This is a genomic window from Lentzea californiensis (genome assembly GCF_024648825.1).
Taxonomy (GTDB): domain Bacteria; phylum Actinomycetota; class Actinomycetes; order Mycobacteriales; family Pseudonocardiaceae; genus Lentzea; species Lentzea californiensis.
On the sequence record NZ_JANBBE010000002.1, the window covers coordinates 587,499 to 607,846 of the forward strand.

The window sequence follows — 20,348 nt, forward strand, 5'->3', positions numbered from 1 at the left end:
GACTCCCTTATGCGCCGTAGCCGGAAAGGTCGAAGTGCCTGCGATCGTACCCACCGTACTTCGGCACCTTGGTCTTCTCAGGGGTGCCGTCGGCCCCTGGTACTTCGATCGTGTCGTGCGCGACCTTCGCCTTGACCACCAGGTAGTCGAGGTCGCCTCCGAGAGCGGCGGCTTCCAGTTCGTCGGCGAGGTCGCCGTCGCCACGCCGGCGCATGTTCTCCAGAAGGCTCTCGACGTACTTCGGGTGTCCCTGCTCGTAGTTCTTGCCGTCGAGACCTTGACGGACACCGAGGTCCGCGTTCGGGCCCTTCGCCTCGACGACGACGTACTTGACGGTGTTCCCGTCCGCGTCCTTGATCTCGTAGACCTGGTCGAAGCTGCCGGCACCGTCGTAGGCGGTCTGGCGCGGCACGGGCGTGAGGTCCGTGTTCCGGTACATGTCCTCGATCGCATCGCTGGCCGCGTGCTCGCCGAGGTCCTCGCCACGGTTCGTGCGGTCGCGGTGCGCATCGGTGCGCTCCTGCTGGAGCTCGTCGGTGAGCGTGCCGTCTTCTTTTGCCTTCTGGTACCTCGCCTCGACCTCGTTCGCCGTGCGGTTGGCCTCGGCGCGGCGCTCGATCAGATCTCGCGCGCGCTCGGCCTGCTCGGGCGTGGCCTTCCTGGCACCGTCGTCCGGGATGTCCTTGCGGTAGTCCGAGCCCGTGTAGTCGGTCGGCTTCGGCTCGATGTCGCCGTTCTCGTTGCGGCGAAGAATCGGCACGTCCACGTCGTCGGCGTCCGGCTGGCTCGCGTTCTTGCGGCGGTAGCTGCCGTCCTCCAGGGGACCGTCGTAGTACTTGGTCCGGTACTGCTCGTTCTGGACCTTGTCCTTCATCGGCATGACGGGGTCCTGCTTCTCCACACCGGGCACCGGTTCGCTGGAGATCGGCCTGCCTTCGCGATCCTTCGCGTCGGACGGGTCGACGTCCTTGTCCTTGTCGTGGGTGCCGGGGGCGAAGCCGTCGTCGCCGGTCCTGGACCTCGAACCGTCCGGGTGGTGGGTCTCCCACTCGCCGTTGGGCGGGATCTTGGGCTGGCGGGTGCCGTCGGGCAGGATCTCGGCGTCGCTGGTGAAGACGCGGCCGTGGCTGTCGGTCCAGGCCGGCTTGGTGGGGGCGAGGACCGGGGCGTCGAGGTGCCGGGACAGCTGCTGCGCGAAGTCGTTGCTGCCGGCGTCGCAGCCGATCAGCCGGACGGGCCTGCTGCCGTCGTAACCGGAGCGGCGCAGCATGTCCGCGTACTCGGCGGGCGTGTAGTCGTGACCGCCGATGCGCGCCCTGCCGTCCGGGGTGATGTGGACGTCCGCGGTGAAGTAGCGCGGGTCGTTGGGCACGCGGTGCGGCAGGTCGCCCATGTCGCGGTCGCCGCCGTGGTGGGAGACACCGGCCGGGGTGCTTTCCGCGTGCCGGGCGTGCGCCTCCGCCGGGCTCGGGCGGTCCGCGGGCGGGGCGTCCGGGTCACGGCTGCCGGGGTTGTCCGGATCGCTGTCGTGCGGCTTGTCCGGGGTGTTGTCGCGCGGCTTGTCGGCGTCCGGGCCGTGGCCGGGTGCGTCCGGCTTGTGCGGGGCGTCGGCGTCGGGGCGGTGCGGGGGTGCTGCCGTGTCGGTGCCGCGGGAGCGGGGGGCGTCCGGGCTCTGCGGGCTGTGCGGACGCGAGCCGTCGGGGCGGGCGCCGTCCGGGCGGTTGCCGGGGCCGCTGCCGTCCGGGCGCGACGGGGAGTCGGGCCGGTGAGGTGCGTCCGGACGCGACGGCGAGCTCGGGCCGCTGTGCGGTGCGTCTGGGCGGGACGGCGTGTTGGGGCCGCTGTGGGGAGCGTTTGGGCTGTGCGGGGCGTTGGGTGCGTCGGGACGCGACGGTGCGTGAGGTGCGTCAGGTCGCGACGACGGCGTTGTGGTGCCGCCGTGCGGTGCGTCGGGGCGCGATGGCGTGTTGGGGTCGTGCGGGGTGTTCGGGCTGTGCGGCGTGTTGGGGCCGCTGTGGGGAGCGTTCGGGCTGTGCGGTGCGTTGGGTGCGTCCGGACGCGACGGTGCGTGGGGCGCGTCGGGGCGTGACGGCGCGTTGGGGCCGCTGTGCGGGCCGGATGGACCGGTCGGGCGGCTCGGCGGTGCGTCCGCGCGAGACGGCGCGGCCGGGCCGTTGTGCGGCGCGTCCGGCCTGGACGGGGCGTTGGGGCCGCCGTGAGGGCTGGACGGACCGGTCGGGCGGCTCGGCGGGGCGTCCGTGCGTGCCGGGGGTGCGGACGGGGAGTGCGGTGCGTTCGGACTGTGCGGGGTCCCTGCCGACGGAGCGTGCGGGGTCGCCGCGGACGGGGTGTGGGACGGAGCCGCCGACGGTGAGGTGGCGCGGCTCGGAGGAGTCGCGTCGGGGCGGCCCGCGTTCGGGCCGCCGGTGGACGGGGCGTGCGGGGCGCCTGCCGAAGGTGCGTGCGGCATGCCGCCTGACGGGGCGCCGCTCGAAGGCATCGACGATGACGAAGGCGAGTGCGGCATCGACGGGGCCGAGGGCGTCGACGGGCGGGCCGGGGCGTCTGCACGGGCTGCCGACGTCGACGCGTCGGGGGTGCGCGGGGCCGGGGCCGACGGGGCGCCGCCGCCCGCGGTCGGGGCGCCGCCGCCCATCGGGCCTGCCTGGGCCGGGGCCGAGGGGGAGCCGTCCGGGGTGCGCGGTGCCGGCGGGGCGTGCGGGACGTCCGCTCGCGGCGGGGCCTCGGGCGGTGCCACGGACGACTGGACGGTCTGACCCGTGTTGCGGGCCGGGGCGTCCGGCGTGGACGAGGGGGACGGGGCGTGCGGCGGTGCGCCGGGACCCGACGGCGCGGACGACGAACCGTCCGGCGTGCGCGGCGCGGCGGCGTTGTCGGGCGTCCGCGACGGTGAGGGCGAGTCGGGAGCGGAGCCGTCCGGGGTGCGCGACGGGGACGGGGCGTCCGGTGCCGACGGGCTGTCGGGCGTGCGGGACGGCGAAGGCGCGGAAGGGGGCGACGCGGACGACGGCGACGAGCTGTCCGGGGCCCGCGAAGGCGCGTCCGGCGTCGAGGACGGAGACGAAGGCGCGGAGGGCGAAGAAGGTGAGGAGGGCGACGACGGCGAACTGTCCGGAGAGGACGGTGACGACGGTGAAGACGGCGACGACGGCGAGTTCGAAGAAGGCGAGGAGTCCGGAGTGGACGAAGGTGAGCCGTCGGGAGACGAGGGCGTGCCGCCGGCGTTGGGAAGGTTCGGGGTGCTGGTGGTCTGGAAGAGACCACCGGGCTTGATGGACTTGGTCGAGATCACGTCCAGGCCGGTCACCTTGCCGATGATCTTGCCGAGGACCTTCATGATCTTCGTGAAGATCTCCACCAGCCTGCCCAGCAGCGGCGAGACCTTCTTGATGGTCTTGATGAGCTTCTGGATCAGCTCACCGATCCGCGTCGCCCACTTCGAGATCGCGGTCACGGCCTGCGCGACGATCACCGGCGTGCCGAAGCCCAGCGTGAACACGGCCTCGAGCACCCACGTGATCAGCTTCGCGACCAGGTCGGCGATCAGGTCGCGCACCATCTCGCGGACGAAGCCGACGACCATGCCCATCACGCCGACGACGGTGCCGACCGAACCCGCGGTGGAGGCCGCGCCGGACAGCGCGTCCAGCTGCTCACCGGCGGACTTGCGGTAGGCGTCGGCCGCGGCACCCGTCCACTCGCCGGTGCCGTCGACGGCGGCCTTGTAGTCGCCCGCGATCTTGCCGAGCTCCTGCGAGACGTTGCCCCACGTCGTCGAGTACGACTGGATCACCGGCGGGTCGCCCGCCAGCCAGTCGAGCGCCTCTTTCAGCGGCTGCATGTGTTCCATCAGGAACGAGGCCGCGGAGGACAGCAGGGTGCCGAACGGGTCGATCGCCATCGAGGCGGCGTCGGCGACCAGGCCGACGACGCCGAGGCCGCCCTCGATCCAGCTGCCCTCGGAGATGCCCTTGTACGCGTCCACCGCTGAGTCGGCGATGGAGAAGCCGGTCGCCCAGCCGTTGTCACCGGTGCCGGCGTTGAAGAACCCGGACGGCTCGGCGGGAGCCTGAGCCACCAGCGGGTTCGGCGACGACATCAGACGCCGCCCTTGAGCGCCTTGGTGATCTGGTCCTCGACCTCCTGGTAGTGCTTGGCGGTCGCGGTGACCTTCTTGGCGGTGGCGTCCATGGCCTCCGCCGCGCCCTTCAGCGCGTCCATGCCCCACTGTTCGACGGGGTCGAGCAGCATCCGGAACGGCTGGCAGATGATCCCGTACGCGTCAGTCGGCATCGACACGGTGTTCGCCGCGTCCACTGCCCCCTTCAAACGCCCGTGCAGGCCCTCCAGGGCCTTGGCGTGCGCTTCCAGCACGTCCGAGGTGACGTTGAATCCACCGGCGGTCATCGAACCCCCTCAAGTTCGGGCAACGGACAACAAGATCAGGAGAGCACGGACTCCCCGCCGAAGTCGTCGTCGTCATCCGACGGCCGGCGGCGGCGCGGGGGAGGAGGCGGCGTCGGCCGCGACGGCGGCGGAGCGTCCTCCTCGACCCGGAAGTTCATCTCGTTGCGGTCGTACGGCGTGCGCACCGGCTCCTCGGCGGGAGGCGCGGGGAAGTTCTTCTTGGCCTCGTTGAACAACACGTTGGCCGTCTCGTCCTGCGTGCCGATGGTCTCGGCCATGGCTTCCTGCAGCAGTGCGGGAATCCGGGACTGCGCGCGCTGCAGCAGCTTCATGATCTCGCCGCTCACCTCGGCCATGCGCTTGCCGGAGGCGGACTCCTGGATCACGAGGTTCTGCAGGATCCCGTTGGACCCGACCAGGATCTCGATGGAACCGTCGGAGGAACGCTCGGAGATGGTCATCCCCTGCACGCGCGTCGCCATCTCCTGGTAGCGCGCGGCGCGTTCCTGGATGTTCTGGTTCCAGTTCGCGAGCATCTGCTCGGACCCGGCGATGTCCTGGGGCACCGGTGTTCCCTCCTGAGGCGGCGGCGGACTCAAAGGATGACGCAGCCGGGTCCGATCCAGTTCCAGCCCTGGGTCAAATCGGCCGCGCAGACCAGCGGCATTCCACCGATCGGACCAGTGGAACGCCGCTGACTCAACTCGCTAGTTCACACCCAGCAGGTCGACGACGAAGATCAGCGTCTCGCCGGGCTTGATCACGCCACCGGCACCGCGGTCGCCGTAGCCCAGGTGCGCCGGGATGACCAGCTTGCGGCGGCCACCGACCTTCATGCCCTGCACGCCCTGGTCCCAGCCGGCGATGACACGGCCGCCACCGAGCGGGAACTGGAACGCCTCGCCGCGGTCCCAGGACGCGTCGAACTGCTCGCCGGTGGAGTGCGAGACGCCGACGTAGTGCACGGACACGAACTGACCGGCCGTGGCCTCCGCACCGTCGCCAACGGTGATGTCCTCGATCAGCAGGTCGGCGGGCGCCGGGCCGTCGTGCGGGTCGACCTCAGGCTTCGTGGGGGCCATCACAACTTCCTCTCGGAACGGGGTTGTTCGCGGTCGATCCAATCACGCGAGGGCGCGCGCGGCCGAATGGCCTACGCGGACCAGCCCTACCCGGTTCCGGCGGAGACATGTCTTTCTTGAACGACCACCGGCCCTGCAGCCGGGGGCACAACAGAAGAAGGAGATGATCATGGCGGCAACCCTGCACCGCCTCCGGTCACTGCTCGGCGCGGCACTGGCGGCGGCAACGCTGTCCATGGCCTGCGTCAGCGTGGCCGAAGCAGCTCCGGCCCCCACCTCCGACGGCGAGTTCGGCACCCAGATCGTCGGCGGCACGCGCGCGAGCACGTCCACCTACCCCTGGGTCGTCTACCTGGCCACGAGCAGCGGTTTCCAGTACTGCGGCGGCACTCTCGTCGCTCCCAACAAGGTCGTCACCGCCGCGCACTGCACCGTGGGCGACTCGGCGTCCGCGGTACGGGTCGTGGCGGGCCGCGACGACAAGAACTCCACCGCGGGCACCGTCGCGCGCGTCACGAGGATCTGGATCCACCCGAGCTACCGCGACGTGACCCTCGGCTACGACGTCTCGGTGCTCACGCTCGACCGCAACCTGTCGCAGACCCCGATCCCGTTCGCCACCTCGGCGGACAGCGCGCTCTACACCGCGGGCACCAGCTCGACGATCCTCGGCTGGGGCACCACGTCCTCCGGTGGCTCGGCCTCGCGCTACCTGCTGCGGGCCACCGTGCCGCTGACCAGCAACTCCAGCTGCACCAGCTCGTACGGCAGCGACTACAAGTCCACGCACATGGTGTGCGCGGGCTACGCCCAGGGCGGCACCGACACGTGCCAGGGCGACTCCGGCGGCCCGCTCGTGGCCGGCGGCAAGCTGATCGGCATCACGTCGTGGGGCGAGGGGTGTGCGGCCGCCGGTTACCCCGGCGTCTACGCCCGCGTCTCCACCTACGCGGCGCAGATCCAGGCCCAGCTGTAGGAGAAAGGCCGGGAAGGGCGGCAACCCTTCCCGGCCCCGCTTACGTCCTGATGACATGAACGGCAAGAAGCTGTTGGCCGGTGCCGCCGTGCTGGCCGTCGCCGGAGTGTGCGTGAGCTCCGCGGTGCGGGACGAGATCCCCGTGCCACCACCGATCGTGGACTACGGGCCGGTGCGTCTCGTCGCGTTCGACTCGTGCGACAACGCAGTGGCCGAACTACGCCGCGCCATGGCCCCGTACGTCAGTGCGTACGGCCTCGGCGGCGGCAACATCATGTACGCCGAGGGCATGGCGACGGACACCAGCGCGGGGGTCGCCCAGAAGAGCGTGCCCGACGCTCCCACCGCCGCCACGCCGCCCGCGCAGCAGCAAGGCCACTCGACGACCAACGTCCACGAGCAGGGTGTCGACGAGCCGGACATCGTGAAGACGGACGGGAAACGCGTCGTCTCCATCGCCGACGGCAAGCTGCGCGTGATCGACGTCGCGGCCAAGGCCGTCACCGGCACCGTCGACCTCGGTGAGCGCCGCGCGAGCCAGCTGCTGGTCTCCGGAGACCGCGCGCTGGTGGTCACCGAGAACCCCGTGCCGATGATGAAGCCGACGCGACCGACCGGCCGCCCGTCGTTCGCTCCCGAGACCGGCACCGAGCTGGTCCTCGTGGACCTCAAAGGGCTCAAGGAGATCGGCAGCCTCAAGACCGACGGCTTCTACCTCGACGCCCGCCAGATCGGCGGCACCGCCCGCGTCGTCATCCGCTCGCAGCCGCGCATGCCGTGGGTGTACCCGGACGAGACGATGAACGACGCGGGATCGTTGCGCCGCAACAGGGAGATCCTGCAGAGCGAACCCATCACGTCGTGGCTGCCGCGCTACGAGCTCGACGAGAGCGGCGCCAAGTCCAGCGGAACCCTGGTCGACTGCGCGAACGTCAGCCACCCCGTCGTGCACTCGGGGACGTCGATGCTGACCGTGCTGACGTTCGACCTCTCCGGCAAGCTCGGCACCGGTCAGCCGGTTTCGATCGTCGCCGACGGCGACACCGTCTACGGCACCGACCGCAGCCTCTACATCGCCGACGACCACCGCCTGCTGCCCGAACTCCCTTCCAGGCCACCGGTCCAGCGCCCGATCGCGACGGCGATCCACCAGTTCGACATCAGCGCGTCCGGACCGCCCAAGCACGTCGCGTCCGGCGACGTCAACGGCACGCTGCTCAACCAGTACTCGCTGTCCGAGCACGAGGGCGTGCTGCGCGTCGCCACCACCACGGGCACCGAAAGCCGTTGCTGCTGGCGGATGCCGGCGGACGTCGTGCCGCAGCAGCAAGCCGCGCCACCGCCGTCGGAGAGCTTCGTCACCACGCTGCGCCGCGACGGCGACCAGCTCACGAAGCTCGGTCAGGCAGGCGGACTGGGCAAGGGCGAGCGGATCTACAGCGTCCGGTTCATCGGCAAGATGGGCTACGTCGTCACGTTCCGCCAGACCGACCCGCTCTACACGCTCGACCTCAGCGATCCCCGGCAGCCCAAGGTCATGGGCGAGCTGAAGATCAACGGGTTCTCCGCCTACCTGCACCCGGCGGGGGACGGCAGGCTCATCGGCGTCGGTCAGGAGGCGACCGACCAGGGCAGGACGACGGGCACCCAGGTGTCGTTGTTCGACGTGGCGAATCCCGCGGCACCGCGACGGATCGCGCAGTACCACCTGCCGGGCACCGACTCCGAGGCCCAGTTCGACCCGCACGCGTTCCTCTTCTGGCCGCAGGACGGCACCCTGGTGATCCCCGTGGCGTCGTACAAGGCGCGTTACGAGGTCTCCTCGCTGGTGCTGCGCGTCGACGGCGGCCAGTTGCGCGACGGCGGCAAGATCGTCGAACCGTCCAGCCAGGACTTCGGCGGCGGGCAGCGGCGCACGATCGTGATCGGCGACCAGCTGTGGTCGATCTCCAACGCGGGCGTGCAGGTCAACGCGCGCAACGGCCTGGCCCAGCAGGCCTGGCTGCCGTTCACGCGGTAGCGCGGTCCCCGTTGAGCAGGCGGTGCGCGAGCACCGTGCCGCCTGCCATCGCCGCCGGGATCACGACCAGCGCGGCGAGCGGGACCAGGCACAGCAGGTAGGTGGGGACGGCGAGCCCGAGCACCAGCCCGCGCCGCGTCGCGAGGATCTGCCTGCGCTGTTTGAACGTCCGGCCGCGGCGGGTGAACGGGATGCCGGTGAGCTCGATGCCCAGCAGGTAGCCGTTGATGCACACGGCCGCCACCGGCACGACCGTCTGCCCGACGACGGGGATGAACCCGCAGAGGAACAGCGGGATCGCGAACAGGATCGACGTGCCGACGAGCAGGAGCGTGCTGCGCAGCCCGACGACGAACCCGCGCCACCAGCCGATCTGCTCCGCCTCCGGCACACCGCCGAGCTCGTCCTCGACCTCTTCGGAGATGTACTCGTAGAACGGGCCGCCGATCATGATCGTGATCGCGGTGAACAGCAGCACGCTCAGACCGAGACCGGCCGCGACCACCGAAATTCCGACGGCGACCTCGGCGACGTTCTTCCAGGTGTCGCTCCAGGAGTCCGCGAAGCCCGTCAGCCAGTCGGCGACCGAGTCGATGTTCGTGAACAGGAACACCCAGCCGGTGATCATCAGCGCGGCCGTGATGACCGCGGGCAACGCACCGACCAGCACGCGCTTGGGCGAGCTGAACACCAGGCTGAACCCACGCAGCAGCAGACCGACACCGGCACCGAAGTCCTTGATCACGCGCGCAGGATAGTCGGTTTCGTCCCCTGCCGAGACGAGGTGGAGTGATTTCGCCGCGAGCGGCGTGATGGCGACTCCCGAGCGTGGGAGGCGTCGAGGTCGAGCGACCCGTTGTGAACGCCGTCGTCCCGGACGGGCCGCTGCCGGTGCTGCCTCCGTCCACCTGGGAGGCGAAGGCCGTGCGGGACGCGGTCGCCGCGGAGTCGCCCGGCGCCGTGATCGCGATCGCGCGCAGGGCCCACGGTCTGCGCCAGGACGAACTGGGCGCGCTGGCCGGGTTCTCCCAGTCGGCGATCTCACGGCTCGAGTCCGGCAGCAACATCGCCTACGACCTGCGCGTCCTGCGCACGTTGCAACGGCTGCTCGGCGTGCCTGTTCCGCGTGCCGGAGGCCTAGGCGGAAGCGATGCAGGCCGTGGCGATGCGGCGGAACCCGACGCGCTCGTAGACCCGCGCGATCTCCTGGCTGCCGGCCGACAGGAACACCAGTTCCGCGCCGCGTGCCAGGGCGTCCCGCGCCAGTTCCGCGGTGACCGCGCCACCGAGGCCGCGTCGCCGTGCCGCCGGCAACGTGCCGACGCCCACGATCTCCACGACGTCACCCGCCCGTTGCGCGGTGCCCACCGCCAGCACGCCCTCGCCGGGCAGGTCGGCCACCGCGTGCCGGTGCCGGGTGCTCGTGGGTGTGGCGCTCGTGAGCTCCGCGTCCCGTTCCGCCGTCCCGGCCTCACCCGGCGCCGTGCCCGGTGACGAGAACGCCAGCTGTGCCACGACGGACACCTCGGCAGGGCTCGTGCCGATCACGCGCACGTGCGGATGCGGCTCCGGCAGCTTCTCGGGGTCGAGCACCAGCAACGGAGCTCGGAGCACCTCCAAGCCGGCCTGCCGGGCGACGTCGAGCAGGCCCGGCGTCGTCTCGTGCACCCACTCGAACGCTTCGGGCACACCGAGTTCGCGTTGCCGTTCGCGCACCTCCAAGACCTCGGCGACCGTCGGCTGCCCACCGGGGAACCGGGGACGCGCGTAGTACGGGTAACCGTCGCCCGCCTGGACGAACAGCACCAGATCGCCGTGTTCCTCAACGCGAGATCCCGGTCGGGGCACAGAGTCGTAAAACTCTTCCAGAATGGTGAGCACGAAGGATCACGCTAGCTACCTTTGGCGGTATGACGCACGGCAATTACCGCAGCGAACTGTCATGAGGTCCCTGGCGGCGCTCGTCGCCCTGCTCCTGGTCCTCACCGGCTGTGGCGGCGACGGCGAGGACCGGTTCGCGAGACCTGGCGCGCCCAAGCCGTCGCCGAGCGGCAAGTTCGTCGCGCACGCCGAGAGCGCGAGCGAGGTGCGGGTGACCGACCGCAACGGCGGCGAGGTGTTCCGCAAGTCCTACGAGTACGCGACGAGCTCGCGGGCGGACGGCATCGGCGTCGTGTGGCTGTCCAAGGAGGACCAGCTGTGGGTGCTGGTCCCCGGTGACACCAGTGAACGCATCGAGGCCGGGCCCGACGGGGTGTGGACGGCGGTCGAGGCCGAGTTACCCGGGGAGATCACGCGGCTCGGGTGAGGGGTCCTCCTCGCCCTGCGCGAGCCTCCTGCCGCGCTCCAGCTCCGCGTCGAACTCGGCGCCGAGCAGCACGGCGATGTTGGAGATCCACAGCCACACCAGGAAGACGATCACACCACCGAGCGAGCCGTAGGTCTTGTTGTAGGACGCGAAGTTCGCCACGTAGATCGCGAAACCGACGGTCGCGAGCGCCCACAGGGCGATCGCGAGCAGGCTGCCGGGGCTGATCCAGCGGAAGCCGGGCTGCCGCACGTTCGGCGCCGCCCAGTACAGGATCGCGAACGCCAGGCTCACGAGCAGCAGGATGACCGGCCACTTCGCGATGTCCCAGACCGTGACCACGGTGTCGCCGAGCCCGATCGCGTTGCCGATCGCGTCCGCGACGCCGCCCGTCAGCACGAGGGCGCCGAGCGTGAGCGACACCAGCACCACCGAGCCCAGCGTCAGCGCGAGCCGCAGCGGCACGAGCTTCCAGAACGGCCGGCCCTCTTCGACGTCGTAGACGGCGTTGCAGGCGCGCATGAACGCACCGAGATAGCCCGACGCGGTCCAGAGCGCGGTCAGCAGACCGACGATGCCCAGCAGGCTGGCGGCGTTCTGGCTCTTCTGCAACTCCTCGATGGACGACTTCACCACGTCGCCGGCCTGGCCGGGCGCGACCTGGTCGACGTACTTCATCAGCTCCTGTGTCGTCGTGTCGCCCATCAACGCGAGCGCGGACGTCAGGACGATGATGCCGGGGAACAACGACAGCACCGCGTAATAGGTGAGCGCGGCCGCCCAGTCCGTCAGGTTGTCGTCGTTGAACTCTTTGACAGTGCGCTTGAGCACGCCCCACCAGGCGCCTTTCGGCAACCTGGCGGGGCTTTTGACGGTCTTACCTGCGGGCACGGCGCCATCCAAAGTTACGAGTACCGGTGCCGACACCGGCGAGGTGCAATGCGAGCAGCAACAGTCCGAGCACGACCAGGGTGTTGACCGTGATCACTTCACCGAGCGCCGCCTTCGCCAGATCCAGGATCAGGGCGAGGCCGAACGAGACTGCGGCGATGATGGCCAGCATGTGTCCACCTCCGTGTTGGTTGAGGTGCGGATACCCACTTCCTCGAGGGGGAACCGCGCCGTTCGGAGCAATGGACGTGCCATGATCGGTCCCGTGGACGTCCAGCGCTGGCAAGCAGCCGCGGTTCCGTGGTGGGTGACCAAGGTCGGGCTCGTCGGTGGGTGGATCGCCGCCTTCTACTTCGCCGTGGGCGCGAACGAGGCACCGTGCACGGCCGCGCAGCCGTGTCTGCCGGACCCGTTGTTCTCCCTCGCGGTGGTGCCGTTGCTGGCGACGCCGTTGCTCCTGCTGTTCAACCGCGTGCTCACGGGCTGTGCGATGGGCGTGCTGTTCGGTGTGCTGGACATCGCGCTCGACGGCAGTGCGGTGGCGAACCTGGCGTTCGGGCTGCATGCCGGTGCGTGTGCGTTGGTTGCGGTGTGGACGGTCAGGGCGCGTGCGGACCAGCACGAGGCGGCGGGCGCGGCGATCGTCTCCCTGCCGGACCTGCCGCCGCAACGCGGAGTTCTGCGCGTCGTCGCCGTGTTGCTGGTCGTGTTCGGGTTCCTGACCTTCGTGCAGTACGGCCTCACCAACGACGCGATCGAACAGCACATCGCGAACGCCAGCCGCGTCGAGGCCCAGGTCGTCGAGATCAAGGACGCCTACGAGGTGTGGGTGGAGCTGCCGGACCGCCAGCGCACCGCGTTCCAGCCGCTCGCACCGGAGTCCTACCAGGTCGGCGACGAGGTGCCGGTGCTCGCGGACGGCACGTGGGTGCGGATGGAGAACGAGCCCGAGGACGTCACCTGGTGGCTGACCATCGGGGGCGCCGCCGTGTTCTTCGCGATCATGCTGGCCGCGCGGGAACGCCGCCGCCGCGCGTTGTGGTCGGGCCCGGTGAAGGCGATCCGGCTGCAGGCGCGGCCGCTCGGACCTCGCCGGATCCTGTTGCGGTACGGCAAGGAGGACATCGCCACCGTCACCACGCTCGCCGACCTGGGGCTGGAGGAGCCGCTCTACCACGACACCGAGCAGTTCGGCCGGGTGTGGCGCGGCGAGGAGGACCCGCCGTTGCGCCTCGACCCGGCCGAGGTCCTCGTCGCGGGGGAGTGGCACCACGGCGGCCAGGTGGCGCTGCTGGTCGAGGGGGAGGTCGTGGCGACGAGCACGCTGAACCGCGTCCGCCCGCGCCACACCGTCCACAGTGCACACCTGCCGGGCGTACCGGTCACCGCGGGCACGCCCGTCGACCTGCCGCACGCGATCTGGCCGGGCGACCGGCGGCGGATCGAGGGCGTGGTGCTGCTGCTCGGCGCCGCCGGTGCGTTGATCACGCTGAAGTTCTACCCGGAGCTGATCGTGCTCGGGCTGATCGGCGTGCAGTGCGTCCTGTCGGCGGTGACGCGGTTCCAGCCGATGCTGCGCCTCGACCACAACTCGGTCGTGCTCTACACCGGCATCTTCACCTACCGCGTGCCGTGGGCGCAGCTGCACGGCGTGCGGCGGTCCGGCCCCCAGCTCATGCTCGCGTTCGGCCCGCACGGCGACGTTCTCACGACACCGCACCTGCCGGACAAGGAGGCGGGCGAGAAGCTGATGTGGGCGCGCGCCCGGTCGTTGATCGCCGAGCACCCCGGCGACCGCGTGACGCGCAAGCTCAACGTCAGCGTGCTCATCGGCGCGGCCTACGCCGCACTCGTCCTGTTCATCTGAGCTTGGCCACGGCCTGGAGCAGACGATCCACATCGGACTCGTCGGTGTACGGGCCGATGCCCGCCCGCACCGCGCCCTTGTCGCCCAGGCCGAGCCACCGCGAGCACTCGAGCGCGTAGAAGTGCCCGGCGGGCGCGTTCACGCCCTCGGCCCCGAGCCTGCGGTAGACCTCGGCCGGGTCCAGTCCGTCGACCGAGAACAGCACGGTCGGCGTGCGCGACGAGGCCTTGCTGTAGATGCGCACGCCGAGTTCCCGCAGTCCGGTCTCCATCTGCTCGCGGAGTCCGAGCTCGTGCTCCTCCAGGCCCTCCAGCGACTGCATGAACTCCACGGCCGCGGTCGTCCCGGCGAGCAGTTCGTACGGCAGCGTGCCGAGCTCGAACCGTTCCGGCACGGCGTTGCTCGACGGCAGCAGCTTGTCCGGCCGCAACGTCTCCAGCAGTTCCGGTGCCGCCGCCAGCACGCCCAGGTGCGGACCGAGGAACTTGTACGGCGAGCACACGAAGAAGTCGGCGTCCAACGCCTCGACGTCGACGGGCACGTGCGGTGTGTAGTGCACGCCGTCGACGAAGACGAACGCCGCCGCCTCGTGCGCCGCCCGCGCGACCTCCGCGATGTCCGGGCGGGTGCCGAGCAGGTTCGACGCCGCCGTGATCGCAACGACGCGCGTGCGGTCGGAAAGCAGCTTCGTCACCGACTCGACGGGCAGCTCACCGGTCGTGCGGTCGAACGGCGCCCATCGCACCGTGGCCCGCGCGGCCTCGGCGGCCTGCACCCACGGCCTGATGTTCGCGTCGTGGTCGATCCTGGTCACGATGATCTCGTCGCCCGGCCGCCAGTTCTTCGACAGCGTGCGGGCGAAGTCGTAGGTCAGCTGGGTCATGCTGCGCCCGAACACGATGCTGCCGGCGTTGAGGAACTCCGCCATCGTGCGCCTTGCCGTTCGCACGATCTCCTCGGCCCGGCGCTCGGCGGCCGTGACGCTTCCCCGGTTGGAGACCGCCGAGATCAGGGTGTTCCTGACCGCCTCGGCCACGACGTCGGGCACCTGCGCGCCGCCGGGCCCGTCGAAGTGCGCGGCACCCTCGCGCAACGCGGGAAAGTGGGCGCGGACCGCAGCGACGTCGTAAGCCATGCCCTCATGGTGCTTCAGCACCCACGAATCGGGAAAGGATCAACCGGAGGGTGCTCACCTGTTCGTGTGCGTCGAAGTCCGGGTCGATCAGCCTGCCGAACAGGCCGTCGACCAGACCCTGGGCCCAGCTCGCGGCCGTCAGCGCGCTCACCGGGAGGGTGATCTGACCCGCGTCGTGCGCCTGCTGGAGCAGGGCGGCCAGCTCGTCGCGCACGACCTGTTCGTTGCGGCCGGCCAGCTCCCACAGCTCCGGATCGCGGCTGGCCTGCGTCACGACCTCCAGCACCAGCCCTGCCACGGACCTGTCCAGCGCGGGTTCGCACAGGTGGCCGACCATCAGCAGGACGCCGTCCCACGGGCTCAGCTCGCGGGCTCGGGCGAACACGGCCGCGTTGTCCTCGGCGTCCTGCACGAAGATCTCGCGGAAGATCGCCCGCTTGGTGGGGAAGTAGTGGAAGAGGCTGCCGGTGCTGATGTCCGCGGCCCTGCAGATGTCCGCGACGGTCGTGCGTTCGAAACCCTTCTGCGCGAACAGTCCCGCCGCGGTGTCGGTGATGTGCCGCTTCTTCTCCGCGTGCTTGACCGGGTCTACCGTTCGCACCTGTAGTACTGCCTCTTCTTCTCGTCCCGCACGGAGACGCCGCGTTTGCGGATCTCCCGTGCCAGTTCCGCGGCCTCCTCGTGCTCGTACTTCGAGATGGCCTTCCGGCGGGCCGTGAACAGCGCGTTCACGTCCGCCGTCAGTTCGGGCGAGTGCTCGACCCACATCCGGAACTCCTCCGCGAACGGGTCCGCGGAGCGCCACCGGTAGCCCTGCTCGGTGAAGGCGCGTTCGAGACTCGCCCTGCTCAGGTCGGACTTCTCGCGGGCCAGTTCGGCGCCGCTCGGGGACAGCAGCACGAGCTGCTTGCCGTCCGCGAACACCGACTCGACCTCGTCGCGGCCGAAGTCGAACGTCTTGTCGTCCTTGCGCAGTGTGATCCGCGCGTGGGAGACCTCGACCGACATCATCTCGCTCGCCCAGAACAGCGCGAACACGAAGCCCGCGACCGCGCCGACCGCGAGCCCCCCGATCGTCCGCCACGGCTGCTGGATGTCCGTGACCAGCTCGAACACGCCTTGGAACGGGAACCAGCCCAGGGTCGTGATCCACCCGGCTGCCAGCGTGAGCCCCCACGCCGCGGCGGCGCCGGCGGCCGGGCACGCGACCCAGATGCCGTACCGGACCGCTGCGGCCTCCTGCACAGTCGTCATGGGCCCAATACTAGACCGAGCGCTCGGTTTATGATGGGTTACGGGAGGTAGAAGGTCAGCAGATCGCTCGTGACCCGCGGGAAGAGCCTGGTCATCAGGTCTTCTTTCGGGCCGGGGTAGACGTCGGAGAAGCGGCGGCGCAGCCCGTCCATGCCGTGCGGGCCGAACAGCAACGGCGCCAGCAGGTCCGGTGCGATTCCCGCGCCGCCCTGCGCACCGGGGCCGAGCAGCGTGCCGCCCCACTCGTACGGGCCGATCTCCTCGCCGTCCCAGCGGAAGCGGACGTGCGTGCGGTAGAAGCCGAGCACCACCTCGTCGGGATCATGGCCCCGCAGGCGTTGCGCGAAGACCGGCCGGAGGTGTTCGAGCAGTCTCGGGATGCTCGGGATGCGCACCAGGTACTGGTCGAGGTCCGCTCGCCTGGGCGCCAGGTGTTCTTCCAGCGCCGGGTGCCGTTCCCCGACCTCGGCCGGGTTCACGAGCGCCACCAACGCCTTGACCGCGTCGTCGTCGATGCCGGCGATCTCGCCGAGCACGACGTCGCCTTCCTCCTCCGGTGTGCTGCGGCCCGTGGCGACCGGCGTGCCGTCGCGTTCGACGATCCACGTGGTCGAGCCGGTGCGGTTGATCAGCCAGCGCCAGCACGGCGTTGTGTGGGCCACGCGCAGGCCGGCGCCCTGCTGCGCGTCGTCCTGAAGCCGGTCGAGCACCGGGATGTCTGCCTCGGTCGCGCGCCGGATCGTGTGTCCCGCAACGGGTTCGGGCCTGCGGACGAGCTTGCGCGTCTGCTTGAACGGGATCGAGTAGGTGTAGCCGAACTGCCGGTAGAAGTACGGGATGCCCATCAGGAACTGGACCAGGTGGCCGCGTTCGGCCGACCTCTCGTTCGTCCAGTCCATCAACCGCCGCACCAGGCCTCTGCCCTCGTACTCGGTGCCGGTGGCCACCTGTTCGATCTGACCTGCCGGGATGCCGACGCCGGAGAGAGTCATCGTCTCGTCCATCAGCGTGGTGGTGGAGACGATCCGGCCGCCGTCGTCGGCGACCCCGACCCAGTCGCACCCCGCGTCCGGGTCGGTCATCAGCAGGCGGGCGTCGACGCCGTCGCTGGGGTCCATGCGCGAGACGACGAGCTTCTCGACCTGGTCCACGTCTTCGGGGCGCGAGGTGCGAATCTCCACGGCCGGAGTGTTTCCAGGGCGGTGGTTGTCCGCAAACGGATTTACGGTCGGGGCATGGACTGGAACAAGCAGTTGACGGACCAGCTCGAGTTCCACTGGAACGTCCAGGCGCGGCCGCGGCTCGAAGGACTGACGGACGACGAGTACTTCTGGCAGCCCGTGCCCGGCGCGTGGACCATCCGGAAGGACAACTCGATCGACTGGCAGTACCCGGCGCCCGAACCGGCACCGGTCACCACGATCGCGTGGCGGATGGCGCACATCATCGTCGGCGTGTTCAACGCCCGCACGGCCTCGCACTTCGGTGGCCCGCCCGCCGATCACGCGACCTGGCAGTACGCGATGAGCGCCGACGAGGCGTTGAAGCAGCTGGACGACGCGTACGAGGCGTGGATGGCCGGCGCGCGCACGGCCGATCTGTCCAAGGCTGTCGGTCCGGCGGAAGGGCCGTTCGCGGAAGAGCCCATGGCGACTCTGGTGTTGCACATCAACCGCGAGGTCATCCACCACCTCGCGGAGGTCGCGCTGCTCCGTGATCTGTATCTGAGGGAGAGCTAGTCACCTACAAGTGCCTACTTTCTACAAGTTGGCGCTAACTGCAAGATGGTGCCCGTCGAGAACGTCGAAGAGGGGACCATCATGCGAGTCATCACGCAGAAGACCGTGGGCGACGCGTCCGTGCTGGAGATCGCGGAGGTGGCGATGCCCGTCGCTGGACCGGGTGAGGTACTGGTCAAGGTAGGTGCGGCGGGCGTGAACCCGGTCGACACCTACATCCGCGGCGGCGGCTTCCCGGCGCTCGGCGAGCCGCCGTTCACGCTGGGCTGGGACGTCGCGGGCACCGTCGAGCACGCCGGTGAGGGGTTCGCGGCCGGTGACGAGGTCTACGGGATGCTCGACTTCCCCGGTACGGGCGGTGGTTACGTCGAGTACGCCGTGGTGAAGGCCTCCAGCCTGGCGAAGCGTCCGTCGTGGCTGACCGTCGAGCAGGCGGGCGCGGTACCGGTGGTGGCGCTGACGGCCTGGCAGGCCCTCGTCGGGCGGGGTGGCGTTTCCGCCGGTCAGCGGGTGCTGGTCCACGCCGCCGCCGGAGGCGTCGGGCACGTCGCGGTGCAGATCGCCAAGGCGCGGGGTGCATACGTGATCGGCACGGCCTCGGCGGCCAAGCACGACTTCCTGCGCTCGCTCGGCGTGGACGAGGTCGTCGACTACCGCCACCAGGACTTCACCGAGATCGAGCCGGTCGACGTCGTGCTGGACACGATCGGAGGCGAGTACGCCGAGCGGTCCGCGAAGGTGGTCAAGCCGGGCGGCGTGCTGGTGTCGATCATCCCGAGCAACCCGGGTTTTGACGTTGACCGAGCTTCCGAGCTCGGAATCCGGTTCGAGCTGTTCCTGAGCGTCACCGCGTCAGGTGCCGAACTCGCCGCGTTGCCGCAGCTCAGCGTGCAGATCGACCACGCGGTGCCGCTGGCCGACGTCACGAAGGCCCACGAGCTGGTCGAATCCGGCCGGACCACGGGCAAGGTCGTCCTGGTGCCGTGACCCCTCGTTAACCATTCGTTGACCATGTACACCGATCGTGTGCGAAACATCCACACGATCGGGGAGTGCTCATGGCACGGTGGAGTCCACTTGCTTTAGTCGTCGCTTTGCTGGCGGCGGTCGGCCTGTACGGGTCGACCGCCGCTGTCGCAGCAGCTCCGCTCACCGTCGCGCAGGCGATCGCGACCCAGAACGGGTCGTCGGCGACTGTTCGCGGATACGTCGTCGGCCAACCCACGGCCACGACGACCGTCCTGCGTTCGGGCTATCCGAACGACTACGCGCTCGCCCTGGCCGACTCGGCGTCCACGACCAGCACTTCGAGCATGGTCTACGTGCAGATCCCGTCGTCGTTCCGCGCCGCGTGGGGCATGAGGACGAACCCGTCGCTGCTGGGCAAGCAGATCGACGTGACGGGCTCCCTGAGCGCGTACTTCTCGCACGCCGGCCTGACCTCGGCCACGGCGTTCGCGTTCGCCGCCACGACCCCGCCGCCGACCAGCGGCACGACCACCCCGCCACCCTCCGACTGCCCCGCCTACTACGCGGCGGCCTGCGGCAAGTCCGGTGCGGCGCTGAAGTCGGCGTTGAACGGCATCATCCGCGGCCACACCAAGCTGACTTACACGCAGGTCTGGGAAGCGCTGAAGGTCACCGACCAGGACCCGAACAACTCGGCGAACGTGATCCTGCTGTACAGCGGCACTTCCCGCTCGAAGACGGCCAACGGCGGTGACCAGAACGACTGGAACCGCGAGCACGTCTGGCCCCAGTCGCACGGTCCCTTCGACACCAGCACCGACGCCGGTACCGACCTGCACCACCTGCGGCCCGAGGACGTGACGGTGAACGGGGTCCGCGGCAACCTGGACTTCGACAACGGCGGCACCCAGACCCACCCTGAAGCGCCCGGCAACGTCTTCGACGCCGATTCGTGGGAGCCGCGCAACGCCGTGAAGGGCGACGTCGCGCGCATGCTGTTCTACATGGCCGTGCGCTACGAAAGCGGCGACCAGGTGAACCTGGAGCTCAACAACTCGACGTCCAACGGCTCACAGCCGTACATGGGCAAGCTCTCGGTCCTCAAGCAGTGGAACCTGCAGGACCCGCCGGACGCGTCCGAGCAGCGGCGCAACCAGGTGATCTTCGACAGCTACCAGCGCAACCGGAACCCGTTCATCGACGACTACAAGTGGGCGGACCTCATTTGGCCGTGAGGCGTTCGAGGAAGGGGCGCTGCGCGGAGACGATCTTCGCGCTCGCCTCTTCCACGCTGAACCACTGGACGCGGTCGACCTCGGGGAACGTCTTGCGCTGACCCGACTTCGGCGGCCACTCCATCTCGAACGTGCCGGGCGTGACCGCCGCGGGGTCCAGGTCGCCTTCGAGCGCCCAGACCGTGATGACCTTGCCGGAGCCCTTGGCCTCGCCGAGCGGGACCAGTTCGCCGTCCGGCACCGGCAGCCCGAGCTCCTCCTCGAACTCCCTGCGCGCGGCGGCCTCGGGCGTCTCGTCGTCGGTGTACTCGCCCTTCGGCACGGACCACGCGCCGGCGTCCTTGCGGGCCCAGAACGGGCCACCCATGTGCCCGAGGAGCACCTCGAGCTGCTCGCGCCTTCTGAAGAGCAGGATTCCGGCCGACCGTTTCATGCTCCCCATTA

At 70.0% G+C, this 20,348-nt stretch carries 20 protein-coding genes and 1 pseudogene; 8 read left to right on the forward strand and 13 right to left on the reverse strand.

The genetic code is table 11. From position 1 onward, the window contains the following. Positions 1 to 7: 7 nt before the first annotated feature. From LX88_RS13720 to LX88_RS13735, 4 genes are all read right to left on the reverse strand, one after another. Complete coding sequence (locus tag LX88_RS13720; RefSeq protein ID WP_258948131.1) at positions 8 to 4,120, reverse strand: DUF8616 domain-containing protein; 4,113 nt, start codon at positions 4,118 to 4,120, stop codon at positions 8 to 10. Continuing rightward, positions 4,120 to 4,428 (reverse strand): type VII secretion target, encoded by a 309-nt coding sequence (locus tag LX88_RS13725; protein ID WP_258948132.1) that lies wholly within the window; start codon positions 4,426 to 4,428, stop codon positions 4,120 to 4,122. The genes LX88_RS13720 and LX88_RS13725 overlap by 1 nt, the downstream gene beginning before the upstream one ends. A 35-nt stretch (positions 4,429 to 4,463) precedes the next feature. Next, complete coding sequence (locus tag LX88_RS13730) at positions 4,464 to 4,994, reverse strand: YbaB/EbfC family nucleoid-associated protein (RefSeq protein ID WP_258948133.1); 531 nt, start codon at positions 4,992 to 4,994, stop codon at positions 4,464 to 4,466. Positions 4,995 to 5,135: 141 nt separating this feature from the next. Next, the gene (locus tag LX88_RS13735; RefSeq protein WP_090067824.1) at positions 5,136 to 5,510 is read right to left on the reverse strand and encodes an FKBP-type peptidyl-prolyl cis-trans isomerase; all 375 of its coding nucleotides are present in this window, start codon (positions 5,508 to 5,510) and stop codon (positions 5,136 to 5,138) included. Positions 5,511 to 5,679: 169 nt separating this feature from the next. Between LX88_RS13735 and LX88_RS13740 the strand changes: the two genes are divergently transcribed. Continuing rightward, entirely contained in the window at positions 5,680 to 6,486 is an 807-nt protein-coding gene (locus LX88_RS13740; protein WP_258948134.1) for a S1 family peptidase, read from the forward strand. 55 nt (positions 6,487 to 6,541) lie between these two features. After that, entirely contained in the window at positions 6,542 to 8,506 is a 1,965-nt protein-coding gene (locus tag LX88_RS13745; protein ID WP_258948135.1) for a beta-propeller domain-containing protein, read from the forward strand. On the opposite strand, the gene LX88_RS13750 is transcribed toward LX88_RS13745, so the two are convergent. Further along, positions 8,496 to 9,251 carry an EI24 domain-containing protein gene (locus LX88_RS13750; protein ID WP_258948136.1) on the reverse strand — a complete coding sequence of 252 codons (756 nt, stop codon included), beginning with the start codon at positions 9,249 to 9,251 and terminating at the stop codon, positions 8,496 to 8,498. The genes LX88_RS13745 and LX88_RS13750 overlap by 11 nt on opposite strands. A gap of 215 nt (positions 9,252 to 9,466) precedes the next feature. On the opposite strand from LX88_RS13750, the pseudogene LX88_RS44565 reads away from it, so the two are divergent. Continuing rightward, positions 9,467 to 9,616 (forward strand): annotated as a pseudogene (locus LX88_RS44565) (helix-turn-helix domain-containing protein); the annotation flags it as partial. Positions 9,617 to 9,643: 27 nt separating this feature from the next. Here LX88_RS44565 and LX88_RS13755 read toward each other — a convergent pair. Beyond that, positions 9,644 to 10,312, reverse strand: coding sequence for a GNAT family N-acetyltransferase (locus LX88_RS13755; protein ID WP_258948137.1), 669 nt, complete (start codon positions 10,310 to 10,312; stop codon positions 9,644 to 9,646). A gap of 136 nt (positions 10,313 to 10,448) precedes the next feature. On the opposite strand from LX88_RS13755, the gene LX88_RS13760 reads away from it, so the two are divergent. Next, a complete protein-coding gene (locus tag LX88_RS13760; protein WP_258948138.1) occupies positions 10,449 to 10,814 on the forward strand; it encodes a hypothetical protein in 366 nt (121 codons plus the stop codon). Here the strand turns inward: LX88_RS13760 and LX88_RS13765 are convergent. Next, positions 10,785 to 11,645, reverse strand: a complete 861-nt coding sequence (locus tag LX88_RS13765) for a YihY/virulence factor BrkB family protein (protein WP_258948139.1) — start codon at positions 11,643 to 11,645, stop codon at positions 10,785 to 10,787. The genes LX88_RS13760 and LX88_RS13765 overlap by 30 nt on opposite strands. Before the next feature lie 46 nt (positions 11,646 to 11,691). Further along, the gene (locus LX88_RS13770; RefSeq protein ID WP_258948140.1) at positions 11,692 to 11,877 is read right to left on the reverse strand and encodes a hypothetical protein; all 186 of its coding nucleotides are present in this window, start codon (positions 11,875 to 11,877) and stop codon (positions 11,692 to 11,694) included. An 81-nt stretch (positions 11,878 to 11,958) separates the two neighbouring features. On the opposite strand from LX88_RS13770, the gene LX88_RS13775 reads away from it, so the two are divergent. After that, positions 11,959 to 13,572 carry a hypothetical protein gene (locus tag LX88_RS13775; RefSeq protein ID WP_258948141.1) on the forward strand — a complete coding sequence of 538 codons (1,614 nt, stop codon included), beginning with the start codon at positions 11,959 to 11,961 and terminating at the stop codon, positions 13,570 to 13,572. Here the strand turns inward: LX88_RS13775 and LX88_RS13780 are convergent. Genes LX88_RS13780 through LX88_RS13795 form a run of 4 tightly spaced genes read right to left on the reverse strand, consistent with a single transcriptional unit; the run spans position 13,565 to position 17,142 of the window. Next, a complete protein-coding gene (locus tag LX88_RS13780; RefSeq protein ID WP_258948142.1) occupies positions 13,565 to 14,707 on the reverse strand; it encodes a cysteine desulfurase-like protein in 1,143 nt (380 codons plus the stop codon). The two genes, LX88_RS13775 and LX88_RS13780, sit on opposite strands and share 8 nt — an antisense overlap. A gap of 4 nt (positions 14,708 to 14,711) precedes the next feature. Then, complete coding sequence (locus tag LX88_RS44255; protein WP_258948143.1) at positions 14,712 to 15,308, reverse strand: TetR/AcrR family transcriptional regulator; 597 nt, start codon at positions 15,306 to 15,308, stop codon at positions 14,712 to 14,714. Further along, a complete protein-coding gene (locus tag LX88_RS13790) occupies positions 15,296 to 15,961 on the reverse strand; it encodes a YqeB family protein (RefSeq protein ID WP_258948144.1) in 666 nt (221 codons plus the stop codon). Before LX88_RS13790 ends, LX88_RS44255 begins: the two co-directional genes overlap by 13 nt. Positions 15,962 to 15,999: 38 nt before the next feature. Next, on the reverse strand, positions 16,000 to 17,142 hold the full coding sequence (locus LX88_RS13795; RefSeq protein WP_258948145.1) for a GNAT family N-acetyltransferase: 1,143 nt from the start codon (positions 17,140 to 17,142) through the stop codon (positions 16,000 to 16,002). Positions 17,143 to 17,196: 54 nt separating this feature from the next. Between LX88_RS13795 and LX88_RS13800 the strand changes: the two genes are divergently transcribed. The 3 genes from LX88_RS13800 (at position 17,197) to LX88_RS13810 (ending at position 19,904) form a co-directional block, all read left to right on the forward strand. Then, positions 17,197 to 17,700, forward strand: coding sequence for a DinB family protein (locus LX88_RS13800; protein WP_258948146.1), 504 nt, complete (start codon positions 17,197 to 17,199; stop codon positions 17,698 to 17,700). 81 nt (positions 17,701 to 17,781) lie between these two features. Next, a complete protein-coding gene (locus tag LX88_RS13805) occupies positions 17,782 to 18,687 on the forward strand; it encodes an NADP-dependent oxidoreductase (RefSeq protein ID WP_258948147.1) in 906 nt (301 codons plus the stop codon). Positions 18,688 to 18,758: 71 nt separating this feature from the next. Then, a complete protein-coding gene (locus tag LX88_RS13810) occupies positions 18,759 to 19,904 on the forward strand; it encodes an endonuclease (RefSeq protein WP_258948148.1) in 1,146 nt (381 codons plus the stop codon). Here the strand turns inward: LX88_RS13810 and LX88_RS13815 are convergent. Then, positions 19,891 to 20,337: an NUDIX hydrolase gene (locus LX88_RS13815; RefSeq protein ID WP_372511292.1), complete on the reverse strand. Its 447-nt coding sequence runs from the start codon at positions 20,335 to 20,337 to the stop codon at positions 19,891 to 19,893. The genes LX88_RS13810 and LX88_RS13815 overlap by 14 nt on opposite strands. Between the last annotated feature and the right edge of the window lie 11 nt (positions 20,338 to 20,348).

What these genes read in the sequence shown, in the direction of transcription:
- LX88_RS13760 (WP_258948138.1), top strand. Translation starts at nt 10,449, where the DNA reads ATGAGGTCCCTGGCGGCGCTCGTCGCCCTGCTCCTGGTCCTCACCGGC.
- LX88_RS13810 (WP_258948148.1), top strand. Translation starts at nt 18,759, where the DNA reads ATGGCACGGTGGAGTCCACTTGCTTTAGTCGTCGCTTTGCTGGCGGCG.
- LX88_RS13740 (WP_258948134.1), top strand. Translation starts at nt 5,680, where the DNA reads ATGGCGGCAACCCTGCACCGCCTCCGGTCACTGCTCGGCGCGGCACTG.
- LX88_RS13780 (WP_258948142.1), bottom strand. Translation starts at nt 14,707, where the DNA reads ATGGCTTACGACGTCGCTGCGGTCCGCGCCCACTTTCCCGCGTTGCGC.
- LX88_RS13815 (WP_372511292.1), bottom strand. Translation starts at nt 20,337, where the DNA reads ATGAAACGGTCGGCCGGAATCCTGCTCTTCAGAAGGCGCGAGCAGCTC.
- LX88_RS13775 (WP_258948141.1), top strand. Translation starts at nt 11,959, where the DNA reads ATGATCGGTCCCGTGGACGTCCAGCGCTGGCAAGCAGCCGCGGTTCCG.
- LX88_RS13805 (WP_258948147.1), top strand. Translation starts at nt 17,782, where the DNA reads ATGCGAGTCATCACGCAGAAGACCGTGGGCGACGCGTCCGTGCTGGAG.
- LX88_RS13720 (WP_258948131.1), bottom strand. Translation starts at nt 4,120, where the DNA reads ATGTCGTCGCCGAACCCGCTGGTGGCTCAGGCTCCCGCCGAGCCGTCC.
- LX88_RS13770 (WP_258948140.1), bottom strand. Translation starts at nt 11,877, where the DNA reads ATGCTGGCCATCATCGCCGCAGTCTCGTTCGGCCTCGCCCTGATCCTG.
- LX88_RS13800 (WP_258948146.1), top strand. Translation starts at nt 17,197, where the DNA reads ATGGACTGGAACAAGCAGTTGACGGACCAGCTCGAGTTCCACTGGAAC.
- LX88_RS13790 (WP_258948144.1), bottom strand. Translation starts at nt 15,961, where the DNA reads ATGACGACTGTGCAGGAGGCCGCAGCGGTCCGGTACGGCATCTGGGTC.
- LX88_RS13745 (WP_258948135.1), top strand. Translation starts at nt 6,542, where the DNA reads ATGAACGGCAAGAAGCTGTTGGCCGGTGCCGCCGTGCTGGCCGTCGCC.
- LX88_RS13735 (WP_090067824.1), bottom strand. Translation starts at nt 5,510, where the DNA reads ATGGCCCCCACGAAGCCTGAGGTCGACCCGCACGACGGCCCGGCGCCC.
- LX88_RS13725 (WP_258948132.1), bottom strand. Translation starts at nt 4,428, where the DNA reads ATGACCGCCGGTGGATTCAACGTCACCTCGGACGTGCTGGAAGCGCAC.